13 protein-coding genes are annotated in these 12,863 nt (G+C 40.8%); 1 reads left to right on the forward strand and 12 read right to left on the reverse strand.

Annotated elements, in window-relative coordinates; genetic code table 11:
* Positions 1-46: 46 nt before the first annotated feature.
* From MHI27_RS27250 to MHI27_RS27260, 3 genes are all read right to left on the reverse strand, one after another.
* Positions 47-703: a response regulator transcription factor gene (locus MHI27_RS27250; protein ID WP_076285527.1), complete on the reverse strand. Its 657-nt coding sequence runs from the start codon at positions 701-703 to the stop codon at positions 47-49.
* The gene (locus tag MHI27_RS27255) at positions 681-3,068 is read right to left on the reverse strand and encodes an ATP-binding protein (protein WP_405175074.1); all 2,388 of its coding nucleotides are present in this window, start codon (positions 3,066-3,068) and stop codon (positions 681-683) included. The genes MHI27_RS27250 and MHI27_RS27255 overlap by 23 nt, the downstream gene beginning before the upstream one ends.
* 135 nt (positions 3,069-3,203) lie before the next feature.
* Positions 3,204-4,004: a type II CAAX prenyl endopeptidase Rce1 family protein gene (locus MHI27_RS27260; RefSeq protein WP_405175075.1), complete on the reverse strand. Its 801-nt coding sequence runs from the start codon at positions 4,002-4,004 to the stop codon at positions 3,204-3,206.
* A gap of 201 nt (positions 4,005-4,205) precedes the next feature.
* On the opposite strand from MHI27_RS27260, the gene MHI27_RS27265 reads away from it, so the two are divergent.
* Positions 4,206-4,376, forward strand: coding sequence for a hypothetical protein (locus tag MHI27_RS27265; protein WP_156113190.1), 171 nt, complete (start codon positions 4,206-4,208; stop codon positions 4,374-4,376).
* Positions 4,377-4,440: 64 nt separating this feature from the next.
* Here the strand turns inward: MHI27_RS27265 and MHI27_RS27270 are convergent, their stop codons facing one another.
* The 9 genes from MHI27_RS27270 to deoD form a co-directional block, all read right to left on the reverse strand.
* Positions 4,441-5,025, reverse strand: a complete 585-nt coding sequence (locus MHI27_RS27270; RefSeq protein ID WP_405175076.1) for a dihydrofolate reductase family protein — start codon at positions 5,023-5,025, stop codon at positions 4,441-4,443.
* Between the two features lie 65 nt (positions 5,026-5,090).
* Positions 5,091-6,089 (reverse strand): protoglobin domain-containing protein, encoded by a 999-nt coding sequence (locus MHI27_RS27275; RefSeq protein WP_405175077.1) that lies wholly within the window; start codon positions 6,087-6,089, stop codon positions 5,091-5,093.
* Positions 6,090-6,327: 238 nt separating this feature from the next.
* Positions 6,328-6,951: a nitrite reductase gene (locus tag MHI27_RS27280; protein ID WP_076300944.1), complete on the reverse strand. Its 624-nt coding sequence runs from the start codon at positions 6,949-6,951 to the stop codon at positions 6,328-6,330.
* A gap of 32 nt (positions 6,952-6,983) precedes the next feature.
* Complete coding sequence (locus MHI27_RS27285; RefSeq protein WP_340972916.1) at positions 6,984-9,416, reverse strand: heavy metal translocating P-type ATPase; 2,433 nt, start codon at positions 9,414-9,416, stop codon at positions 6,984-6,986.
* A 207-nt stretch (positions 9,417-9,623) separates the two neighbouring features.
* The gene (locus MHI27_RS27290; RefSeq protein WP_042192011.1) at positions 9,624-9,953 is read right to left on the reverse strand and encodes a four-helix bundle copper-binding protein; all 330 of its coding nucleotides are present in this window, start codon (positions 9,951-9,953) and stop codon (positions 9,624-9,626) included.
* Between the two features lie 104 nt (positions 9,954-10,057).
* A complete protein-coding gene (locus MHI27_RS27295; RefSeq protein ID WP_042192013.1) occupies positions 10,058-10,294 on the reverse strand; it encodes a glutaredoxin family protein in 237 nt (78 codons plus the stop codon).
* A 107-nt stretch (positions 10,295-10,401) separates the two neighbouring features.
* Positions 10,402-10,722: a metal-sensitive transcriptional regulator gene (locus MHI27_RS27300; RefSeq protein WP_042131123.1), complete on the reverse strand. Its 321-nt coding sequence runs from the start codon at positions 10,720-10,722 to the stop codon at positions 10,402-10,404.
* 73 nt (positions 10,723-10,795) lie between these two features.
* A complete protein-coding gene (locus MHI27_RS27305; RefSeq protein WP_405175078.1) occupies positions 10,796-11,806 on the reverse strand; it encodes a cation diffusion facilitator family transporter in 1,011 nt (336 codons plus the stop codon).
* A 237-nt stretch (positions 11,807-12,043) separates the two neighbouring features.
* Positions 12,044-12,760, reverse strand: coding sequence for a purine-nucleoside phosphorylase (gene deoD / locus MHI27_RS27310; protein WP_076285531.1), 717 nt, complete (start codon positions 12,758-12,760; stop codon positions 12,044-12,046).
* Positions 12,761-12,863: the final 103 nt, after the last annotated feature.

The following is a 12,863-nucleotide window of genomic DNA, read 5'->3' on the forward strand; positions in this document are numbered from 1 at the left end:
CTTATCTTCGAAATTGTAAATTCACAAGACTATGTATTTGTCCAGCTCAAAATTGCTCCGTTCTAACAAGTCCCAGCCGTTTTCCCTCTACGATAGCTTCGGATCTGGAATGTACACTCAGCTTCTCGAAGATTCTCGTCAGATTATACTCCACAGTCCTTTGTGACATTAAAAGTTTGCTGGCTATGTCTTTGTTGCTTTTTCCACTGGCAACTTCTTGGAGTATTTCTTGTTCTTTTTGATTAATAGATACTTCTTGAATGAACTGATTATCCCGGTTATTGGATATCTTGATATCACTTCTGCGCAGCTGCTTGAGTAAAGAAACTGGAATGACAGCCTCATTTCTTAGTGCGCAACGAATGGTATTTAACAGCTGTTCTCTGGAAGCTGTCTTAGAGATAAATCCTGTAACCCCTGACTCCATCAACAGGTTATAATGCGCACTGATTTCATACCCGGTATAAATCACCACTTTAGATTCGGGATCACGCTGAACGGCTCTTTTGGTGAATTCGAGTCCGCTAATTGTAGGCATATTAAGATCGCATAATATCACATCAAATCCTTGCTGCTCCAGCATATCGAAAGCTTCCATCGCTGACAAAACAAAGGTTACCTCCATATCAGCATCCTGCTCAATCATATTCTTGGTTCCTTCTCCAACTGAAGGATGATCATCAACCAACAAGATACGTATCATCGTCATCGCCTCCTCTATTTTTCTTCTCCACAAAAGTCGTTGTCGGTAAATAAATAATAACCTCCAACCCTTTACCCTTCTCCGAGTTAAACGTACATTTTCCTTCTAAACTCGCTACACGCTCTTTGATGCCAGACAAGCCCATATGCTGATATGATTCTTTAATATCTACGATATTCATGCCTACCCCATCATCCTTGTAACGGAAATAGAGATGCTCTTTCTGATCCAGTTCAATCTCAATCTGATTTGCCTTGGCGTGCTTCCCGGCATTTCTCAGAAGTTCCTGCACAATTCGATAAAGGGCTATCACCAGTTCATCACTTAACTCGCCTACCGGACTTGATGTAAAGCTAATAATATAATTGGACTGCAGCTGAGCATACTCAAATAAAATTCCCAGCGCCTTCACAATTCCAGCTTCCCTAAGAAGCGGAGGACGCAATTCATTGCAAGTCTCCCGAATCTGATAGATAACATCCAGCAGTCCCTCTTTGATCTGAAGTAGCTCCGGTAAGATTTTCGTTGGAATGTCGTGATCGGAGATCAGCGTTTCTAGCCTGCGAAGCCAAATAAGTTGATCTTGAAGGGCAGAATCATGTAAATCCGCCGCCAGCTTTCTTCGCTCATTCTCTGACAAGTTAAAAATCAGGCGTAGAACCCAGGGTGCCCCATGTTCGTCTTTTTTCATTTCAACTTCAAGGTCTTCAATCAGACCTTCAATCAGATATAAATTCTCATAGACGATGCTTGCATAGTTTGCGATGGTATTTAACCAATTTAGCTCATCCATATTCATCTTGATATGATTCTTCTTATGATCGATCCATAGGAGATGAACACATTTTTTATGACTGCCTATCACTAGTAGGATCCCTTGCTGGAGTTGAATGACCTCCCCTACTTTAAGAACAGGATATTGTGATACAAATTGTATATGGATGTCTTGGCCTGAATCGTCCACGATTGGCTCGAGACTACGCAAATTCTCATCCTCATCTATCTCAAAAAAAGCCGACCGATTAACCGGTAAAATCTCATTGATCTCCTTGTTGAGTGCAGCTTCCAAATCAGATATCTTCATAACCTTTGAGATTTGCTTAGAGAATCTTTCCAAACTCCCTTGATAATGATGAAGTTCATGGACCAGCTTAGGCCGGAAATAACGATCTATTTTCTCCTTAAAAAATAAGAAAGTCGTAATCGATAAATACACCACCAAAAACATCTGAACCCATTTGATCCAATCATATTCCGGCCTACTCTGAATGATCGCCAGTACTACCACAATCATTAGCGCCGGAATGAAAGCAATGAACAGATCATATTTAAATCGACTAAAAGCGAAATCAATATCAAATAGCTGTTTAGCAGTGAGTAGATAAAAATAGGAAACTGGCATTAAAAACAAGAAAATCGTAGTGATTTCGTAAGGAATTAATTCGACCCCAAACGCAATCGGCACAGCTGAAAGAAGAACAAACGGTGTAAACGCAAGGATCTGTCCAGTTAACATAATTTTAAGCATCGATTTAAGTGCTGTGCTCCGGTAATTGATGTATACATAGAGCAGCTTAAATATGCTGTATAGGATGCCTACAACAAAGAGCCCAATAATAATCAGACGCATAAAGGAATATAAGGCTCTATCCCAGGAGTAAATAACTAAACTAAAGCTTGAAACCATACCAAGTAAAATGACGAATCCGTAGTATGTCTTGATTAGAAAAGCAGAAAGAAATAGAACATTAAATCGTTTCAGATATACTTGGACAAAGTGGATAAACACCAGCGGGATTAGAGGTAGCAAGCCACTCATAGTAATTCTACCGATGAGATCTGATCTGCTTGAGGCATATCCGGCGAAGTACGTCACTCCCACCAATAAAAAGAACAACATTAGCAGTTCAGCTGCGCGTTCTCCACTTTTTCTACGATATAAAAGAAGACTTAACACCACCAAAAAAACAAAGGTTGCTCCAGGTACTACAAGCTGTGTGAACGTATGATATACCGAGGATTTATTCTTGATATCATAATGTTCTGCGATCAGGGTACCCTCTTTAGAAATACGGAGGAGGTCAATGGATTGAACTTGCGTGAGATTTCCGTATCTCACCGGTCCATCTACTTTTTCAATAGGTGTTCCATTAACCGCTACTAAAATATCCCCTTCCCGTAAATTCTGCTTATAGCCTTCACTGGAAACGTCGACCTCTGCGATATAATATTGTCCTTGTTCATTCTGCTCCAGACCAACTTCAAGTAAGATGTTGGAGTGAATGATTCCCACAAAATGAATGATAAGAAAGGCAAAAACGCAAAGTAACCCTGATATGAAAAAAAAACGGAGTTTCACTCTCATTTGAATCCCCCGGAAGAACAAAATTATACATATTTGTAATTCAGATCATGTATCCTATACCATTTTAAATGAATTCAATAGGGAATAATATACTTTTATGCATGATATTCCTTCATTTATAAACGAACGCAAGTGTTATTGCGCTAAACTGATCGGCTGCCGTTTAATCCTGAGGTTTCGATTCAGAATCCAAACAGCTACAGCGCCATATAAAATTACCGGGACCCAACCACTCTCTCCAGCTACATACTCTAGCATCGGGGATGAACTCGCAGTAATATTGCGCAACACACTATCTATAGCATTATTAGTTCCATGTAAAAGCACTGCCGGCCATATGCTACCAGAGGTCAGACGCAGTTCATTAATAATAATTCCCGCAAATACAACGGATAAGGTGAACAGGGTCAACACAAGCCAGCGGTCCCCTGAAGAATGATAGGCACGTGGGCCAAGAATCGCTGGATAATGCCATATTGCCCAGATAAAACCCATTGTGATACTGGAACTAACTCTTCCCATCCATTGAAAGCGCGGAAGCAGCCAGCCCCTCCAGCCTATTTCTTCCCCCAATGCAGATAGCGAACCCAGAACAATATAAACGACCAAATATATAGCCGTCTTGATCCATGAATCTGGAGGGATCAAGCTTGATACCCATCCTGTCCAATAAACAGCATAACCCGCTCCCAGTGAAATTAAGGGAATAACCAAAGCCAATATGTATTCTTTCCCTCCTCTAAATCTGAAACCTAACCTTCTCCAGCCCTCAGCACGATAACCATCTCGTACAATCAAGAACATCATGAGAAATACTGTGAGTAACGGGGTAAATCCGTACAGACCTTGTGCTGATTCTGGGAGTAGAAGCATCCCAAGTGCCATTGCCCACACAATAATAATAAATAGAAGAGATTGTTTCTTGTCAGAGAGCAATATTCTCACCTACCTTTTTATAATTAAACGCCTATTTTTCCTATTTAATCCAATTCTACAATGGCAGCCAGGTCTTTTCACCGAAAATAACTGCCGTTAAAACCGCAAATCTTTTGCGGTGGTGCACCCCATCACCTCCTTGTCTGGCATAAAATTCAAACTACCTTCTCATACTATGGGGAGAATATGGAGGTGAATGTCATGCCAAAAAATAACGCCAGTCCCAAAGGTGAACCAGGCAAACATCAACCAAGTAAGAAAAACAATGCACAGAATAACAATAACTTTAATGAAGCGGCTCAGATGGTAAACATCGATAAAGCTGCCGATTATGTTCCCAGCTTAAACGGTGTTTCCAAAACCGACGTCTAAACCGCACTGTTAAACAAAAAAAACACTCCTCAGAATATTCTGAAGGAGTGTTTCATTTCAAAGATTATATGCGATACGTTAAGCCTACTACACCGTTACTGTAAGCTTTTGAGTCCACAAGATGAAGTGGTACTTGATTCGTGATCTCGTCAAAAAGACGCATGCCAGAGCCAACGACTACGGGACAGATATTAAGCCTAAGCTCATCTAACAATCCATTTTGTAATAGGGATCTGACTAATTTCGGACTACCAGGGATCTGAATGTTCTTTCCAGGCTGTTGCTTTAGCTTCATTATCTCCTCGAAGAGCTTGCCCTTGATCAGACTCGCAGGTTGCCATTCGAGCATGTCCTCCGTAATCGTACTGGAGACCAGATATTTGTCAGAATGATTCAGGAATCTTGCCATGGGTAGATCGTCACTCTGATGCTGCCAGAACTGGGCTAACATCTTGTAAGTACGTGGTCCAAGCAGTACAGTATCTGCCTGTGCAACACCGGCAGCAATCGTCTCATTCATTTCATTGCTCCCCCACTTCTTAGGTGAGGCCTCAAGTGAGTCTACCACTCCATCCAGCGACATGAATAAACCTGCCACAATCTTTCTAGATGAATTTTCTGCATCTTGTTCATGATGATCTACAGGCACACTCATCGCTCCTTGTACCAGATATGAATACTTAACACTCGATCCGCAATATAAGACATTCTTGTTTATTTCAAGTTTTCTAACTCGACAGTCACTTTTTCAATCAGATTCACGAAGGAAGCCAGTTCTTGAGAGCCCTTCACCTGATCTCTGGAATACATGGAATTGTGTTCCGATTCTTTTTTCACCTTGGACAGTGTAGAGTTGATATTATTTAGCTTCTCATCAATCGTTCCGATTGAATCTTTAGAGCGACGAGCTAACTTGCGTACTTCATTCGCGACGACTTCAAAGCCTCTACCGTACTCCCCTGCTCTTGCCGCTTCAATGGCTGCGTTTAAGCCCAAAAGATGCGTATGATCAGCAACCTCCCTAATCATTGTACCCACTTGATGAATAGAATCTACCTCTTTGTCAAGATATAACACAGTTTGATGTGTTTTCTCTTGATAATCAGCATTCTTACTAGCTAATTCCTCGATGGATTCACTGCTATCTTTCAGTTGAACCATTAAGGATACTAATTCTTGAACCGCAGAACTAACACCTGTAAGCAAGTGGTTTTGCTTTTCTAATAAATTTTCTATTTTTGCTTTTTCATCGACTTCGTAGGCTTCCAGAACCAACTGTGAATCCAGATTAAACATCTTGGTTAATGCATGAATGACGGGTTTCCAATCAGTCGGTAATATCCGTTCAAAATAAGCTGTAGCGAGATCCAAATATAATATGTAAGTGCCCAAATACCAATTTGTTGTCAGACCAATACGCGAGTGAATTTTGCCTATAAGCAGTCGTCTTTCAATAAATGCTTCATCAATCACACCCGAGGCCATGGATAAAAAATACCACTGTTGTGTTTCCTTCAATCGATCAAGCGTACTGTGTTGTTCAATGATGTGAAGTAGCTCAGGTTCCTCTATCATCTGCTTATACAATTCATCTACAAGGGAGCTTACGATTTGCTTGAATTCTTTCTCCTTACTTTTCAATACATTTAAATCAGCCTCAGTAATCCCAATATAGCTAACTTGCTGTTGTCGCTCTGAACTAAGATTGATCATAATTTGGTCAACTTCCCTCTCATTCTGTTTATATAATGATCATCGCATCTTCCATGCCATCCCCTATGGCATCTATTTATCTTGATAATAAAGGTATTATTTTTATAAATTTTAACACTTTATTTACTTAAATAGTTTATTAATTTTACAAACTTTGCATTTCGTAGCATTATTCTTAGATCACACTAAAAAGAGGAGCTCCTATAAAGGAAGCCCCTCTTAAAATTATAACCTTACCCTACACTGCAACAACTTGTTGCAGCAATTCTATCGTCATCCGGTCAATGAATTTTCTGAATTTCTCTTTGCCTTTGGCGTTGGCTTTATAGTAGTTAATCAATGACAAAATCACTGGAATGAGTTGATCTTCACTTAGCCCTGATCTAAGAGATTGTGCGATTGAAGTCTTAAGTCCTTTAGGTTCTCCTCCAATAAAAACCTCATAGGTATTACGCATTTTGACAACACTAATGTCTTTCAACAAAGGCTCGCTTGTTCCGAGTGCACAGCCCGCATAACCAATCTTCAGTGGCATAGGTGTTTCAATCCCTGCGATGGACTGATTTAATTTCTGTGCAACTGCCAGACCTGCTTCCTCAGCTCCTTTACAAAAATTACAAGCAATCAGGCTTTTCGTGACAAAACCCGCTGGATATACTTCCAAGCCCGTACGCTCAAGTTGTTCCACAATCTCTTCACGATGTTCCAGAGGTACCTCCAGATATAGCTGTTTAAAAGATGTCATTTCAATTCTTGCATTTGTCCCTACAATAGCTCCAATAGTAGCAAGCTGCTCTGGTGTGAACAGGCTTCCTCCCACTTGAATTGGAGGCGCAACTGCGATTTTCGTTATCTCTCCCATATCCTTATCTCCGTCTCCATTCCTCAAGCGATTTAGTTACGGATCTTCACACGTTGTAGACGAAGCGCGTTAAGTACAACGGAAACCGAACTGAGCGCCATTGCTGCACCCGCTACCCATGGAGCCAAGAAACCAAGTGCTGCGATTGGAATCCCAAGGGAGTTGTATCCAAGCGCCCAGAATAGATTTTGTTTAATATTAGTCATCGTTTTACGGCTCATGTAGATGGCATCAGGAATACTGGATAGATCGCCTCGCATTAAAGTAACATCTGCAGCTTCCATAGCCACATCCGTACCCGTACCGATTGCCATCCCAATATCTGCAGTAGCTAGAGCTGGAGCATCATTAATACCATCGCCGACCATAGCTACTATCTTTCCTTGCGCTTGTAATTTTTTCACTTCCTCCGCTTTTCCTTCTGGAAGCACTTCAGCGCGTACATGGTCAATGCCAACTTGAGCTGCGATCGCCTTTGCCGTACGTTCGTTATCTCCGGTAATCATGATGACCTGGATGCCCATTCCTTTCAACCGACTGACAGCAGCCTGAGAGGTTTCTTTAATGGTGTCCGCAACAGCTACCATACCCACGTACCCTTTATTTATAGCAACAAGCATTGCTGTTTTACCGGATTCTTCTAAAGTAGACATGATGTTATAAGCATGACTTGCCTCTACACCGTATTTGTCCATGAGACGCCGAGTACCAATTAACAGCTCTTTGCCTTCCACGACAGCTTTGACCCCAAAACCCGGTATAGCTTCAAAAGATTCTGTCCCTGGCAATTCAATATTTCTTTCCAAGATGCCTGCGACAATAGCTTCTGCAAGTGGATGTTCTGAATTTTTCTCAGCTGCACCCACCAGTCTAAGAAATTCTGTCTCGTTGCCTTCGACCAAAATATCGGTAAGCTCAGGTTTGCCCTTTGTTACTGTGCCTGTTTTATCCAAGATAATCGTATCAATTTTATGTGTTTGCTCTAAATGCTCTCCGCCTTTGAACAGGATTCCTAGTTCAGCTGCACGTCCGGAACCAGCCATAATGGAGGTTGGCGTAGCCAGACCCAAAGCACAAGGGCAAGCGATAACCAGAATGGCGATTGCTTTTTCCAAAGCTCCTGCAAAATCACCCGGTGTTACGATGAAGTACCACACTAAAAATGCAATAACGGCAATTCCAACTACGATAGGAACAAAGATACCGGAGATGACGTCAGCAACCCGTTGAATAGGAGCTTTCGAGCCTTGCGCTTCTTCTACCACTTTGATGATCTGCGCAAGAGCAGTTTCTTTACCTACTTTTGTTGCTTTGATTCGAAGCATGCCGTTTTTATTAATCGTCGCTCCAATGACGGAATCTCCGGCTTTCTTTTCAACAGGGAGGCTTTCTCCGGTCAGCATGGATTCATCTACCGAAGAGATCCCTTCCAGAACTTCACCATCCACAGGTACTTTATTCCCTGGACGAACAAGTACTATATCACCAGTAATAACTTCCTCTACCGGAATGCTTAATTCTTCACCGTCGCGGACAACTAAAGCTGTCTTGGCTTGTAGTCCCATCAAAGATTTAATAGCTTCCGAGGTCCGTCCTTTTGCCAAGGATTCAAACAATTTTCCCATAAGAACCAGAGTAATCAATACTGCACTCGTTTCATAATACATTTCTGGTCCATGATGCGCGCTCCCACCTTCGACAGCCCAAACAATGGTTAAATAAAGGCTGTAAAAAAAGGCCGCTGAGGTCCCAAGTGAAACTAGAACATCCATGTTCGCACTGCCGTTACGAAGTGCTTTATAAGCACCGATGTAAAATTGTTTACCAATATAAAATTGAACTGGTGTTGCCAAAATCAATTGGAACCATGGATTCATAAAAAGATCAGGCAGCCATATCCACGAAGTGAAGGAAAAGTGGCTCACCATCGCCCACAGTAGTGGAAACGATAGAATCGCGGAGATCAGCAGCTTACGTTTTTGCTTGGATAAATCTTGTTGTCGCTGTTCCGCTGGGTCACCTTGCTCTTGTTTGGGAACAGCCTTGTATCCAAGCTTCTCCACCCGCTTCTGCATGTCAGATACAGAAACTTCAACGGGATTATATTCGACATGTGCTGTTTCCATCGCAAAGTTCACATTGGCAGTGCTTACGCCAGGCAGTTTATTCAGAGTCTTCTCAATTTTCAATGCACAAGCAGCGCATGTCATACCTACAAGCTGTAATTCTACAGCTTCTTTAGCTGTGCTGTACCCAAGCTTCTGAATACTTGCTTCCATCTTACTAACGTCCACTATGTTCGGATCATAAGTCACTGTAGCCCTTTCCATTGCAAAGTTTACGTTGGCTTCACTTACACCTTCTAATTTATTCAAGCCTTTTTCAATGCGGTTCGCACAAGCAGCACAAGTCATCCCTGTGATTTGTAATGAAGTTTGCGATTGTCCCGCCGCAGCAGTAGTCATTATATAAACACCTCTTTCACTTTTGTGATGATTTCCATTGTTTGTATCATCATCTTCTTGACGCTAGTATACCCCCCTACCCTATATTTTGTCAAGCGACAAGCTATACACCAAAGCACTTAAAAAGGAGTTTTCTCAGTAACAGAAATCCTGTTTCTGAGAAAACTCCTTCATGAATCCGTCCTCTCTGAAGAGAGTCCTACTGAGTTAAGCAGCCATTTCTCGGCAAATTTTCGCACAGGCAAAACATGCTTCTGCACATTGCTGGCAATGATCATGGTCATGTTTTTTGCATTCGTTGCCACAGGCTTCACAAGCCTCTGCACAAGCTAAACATAAGGCCTTGGCATATTTACTGTTCATCGACAGGGCATGTGCAGTGAATCCGCATATTTCTGCACATTCACGATCCAGGCGAATGCACTCCTTCATCATTCCAACATGATCTTCCTCCAAGCAAGATGAGTAACAGTGATTACAAGCCACCATACATTTTAAACATTCTTCAATACACGCTTTGTAGTTTTGATGTGACATCATAAAAGCTCCTCTCAAGATGTAATTTAGTATAGTCCCCTACTCTATATATACCCAATCGTGAGCTAACTTATCATGCTCAGAGAAATTGTCCGAACTGAACATTAGACATGCAGCTGTTTCTCAATTTCTTGACGATTGAACACAAATCCGAAGAATACCTGATTGTTAATGAAAATGGTAGGAACCAATCTTTTTCCCGTTCGATTAAATAACGTATCTGCATGGTCAGGATGATCTGCAATATTAAATTCAGTAAATGGAATATGATGCTCATTCAAGAACTTTTTAAAATTTCTGCAATCCTCACAAGTCGGTGTTGTAAATACCTCTACGTTCATATGGGTCGTCCTCCTTCAGTATATTTTCTAACAACATTAGTATACCCCCCTATACTATATATGAATCTAAATAAAAAAGGATTCCAACGAATCCTTTCTATTATCAATTATTTGATTAATTTATTGATGGTAATTAATAACTCATCTAACACTTCATTTTCACCATCTTGAATTCGTTCTACGACACAGCTCTTCATATGATGTTCTAACAAAAGCTTTCCTACGCCGTTCAAAGCAGATTGGACCGAAGAGATTTGATGCAGCACATCATCACAATAGGTGTCCTTCTCAATTAATCCCTTTAGCCCTCTTACTTGTCCTTCAATTCTATTGAGTCGGCTAACCAGGTTCTTTTTAGTCTTCTCAGAGTGATGACTTTTTCGTTCACCCGTGCTACATGATTCGTGCTCGTGCGTATGATCTTCCATGCACCAATCACTCCTTTCCATATAGTTTTATTATACTATAGCCCCCCTAATCTATTCAAAATATAAAATATAATTAGACTTTCATCACTTCATGGGATATCACCGATGTCTCAATTTGAATAGTAGTATGCTGGATTTTGAAGCGTTCCGCTATTAACTGAATGGCTTGCTGCAAAATACGTTGATCATCTTCCTGATCTTTGATTAAGAGATGGCAGCTTAGTGAATCAAGACCCGAGGTAATTGTCCAAATATGAAGATCATGAACATTTATAACGCCCTCGATATTTTCTAGAACTGCCTTCACCTCAGTAGGATTCACTGTAATCGGTGTACCTTCCATAAGAACATGAACGGTATGTTTGATGATTCCCCAAGCACCTCTAAGAATTAATAGAGCAACTAGTACGCTTATAATCGGGTCAGCAATATACCAGCCAAAAATCATCATAACTAAACCTGCAATAATAGCTCCTACCGAGCCTAAAGCATCGCCAAGCACATGAAGATAAGCGCTGCGAAGGTTAATGTTATTCTTTACATCTCCTTTTCTCATAAGAGACCAAGCACTAGCAACATTGGCTAAAAGACCTATACATGCGATCAGCATCATAGAACCACTTGCAACCGTAGGCGGCTCGAAGAATCGGCCATAAGCTTCCACGATGATAAAACCAGCAACTACAAATAAGGTGACCCCGTTCAATAGTGCCGCTAGAATTTCAAACCGATGAAATCCATATGTTTTATTGGGAGATGCAGGTTTAGTTGCAAACCAGACCGCTACTAGGCTTAATGCTAAGGAGCTTGCATCGTTTAGCATATGCCCACTGTCCGATAGCAGCGCTAAGCTGTTAGTGATCAGTCCGCCAAAAAACTCCAAAAACATAATTCCTACTGTAATTATTAATGCAATCATTAGTCCTTTTTTGTTTCCACTAGGATCAAAATGATGATGACCGTGAGGCCCATGGGAATGATCATGTCCTGCATGGGAGTGATTGTGATCGCTGTGATCGTGATCGGAGTGTTGCCCGTCTACTTGCTCAATCTGATGATTGTGATTATTCTTCTTGTCCTTCATGATTTACCTCCTATTTACCTTCAGCAAGATAGTATTTGTATGCGCGCGCAGTGGTATTCAAAAGCTCCAGATCATAATAACATATGAACAAGTGCTCATATGTTATTATGATCTGGATTTTTCTTCTTGTCAATAACGAACCTAAGGGTATATCCTCTTTAGTCTTGAAAACACAAAAAAACACCTCTATACAATTTCTGTATAAAGATGTTTTAGTTTATCTTTCACTTCTTAATCTTAAAGAGAAATCGCTGCTTCTAATGCAACTTCCATCATGCTGTTGAAAGAATTTTGTCTTTCTTCTGCCGTGGTTACTGCATGAGTAACTAATGAATCTGAAATAGTAAGAATACATGCTGCTTGTTTACCTAATACTTTCGCATTATGGAACAATGCATAGCTCTCCATTTCTACACATACACAGCCATGTTCATTGTAAAATTCATTGTGGCCTGGCACGTTATCTTCATGATAGAATACATCGCTTGAATGAATTCTATCCGTCAAAAGTGGCTTGTTAATACGTTTAGCCGCTTCTTCAATGACTTCGTTCAATTCTTTACTTGGCAGCTGTACGTCTCCTTCTACACCACTTTGCACATAGGCGTATGTAGATTCACTCCACGCACTATCCGCCAGTACCACATCAAATAAATTCAATTTATCTGTGTAGGCACCTGCACTACCGATGCGAATGATGTTTTCCACACCATAATTTTTGTATAGTTCATAAGAATAAATACCGATACTTGGCATTCCCATTCCCGAACCCATTACTGACACTTCTTTACCTTTGTAAGTGCCTGTATATCCAAACATATTCCGTACCGTATTAAATTGGGTTGGGTTCTCCAAATAGGTTTCTGCGATATACTTCGCTCTTAACGGATCTCCTGGCATTAATACTGTTTTGGCGATTTCACCATTTTGTGCTGCATTGTGCGGCGTTGACATAATTTATTCCTCCTAAGTTTGTTACTCAACTACTATCTTACTATACCATCCATGAATTTAAATATACGTTTAAAATATTCTTTTGTTTCAACAAAAAAAGAAC

Source organism: Paenibacillus sp. FSL H8-0261, assembly GCF_045040645.1.
Lineage (GTDB): Bacteria > Bacillota > Bacilli > Paenibacillales > Paenibacillaceae > Paenibacillus_AQ.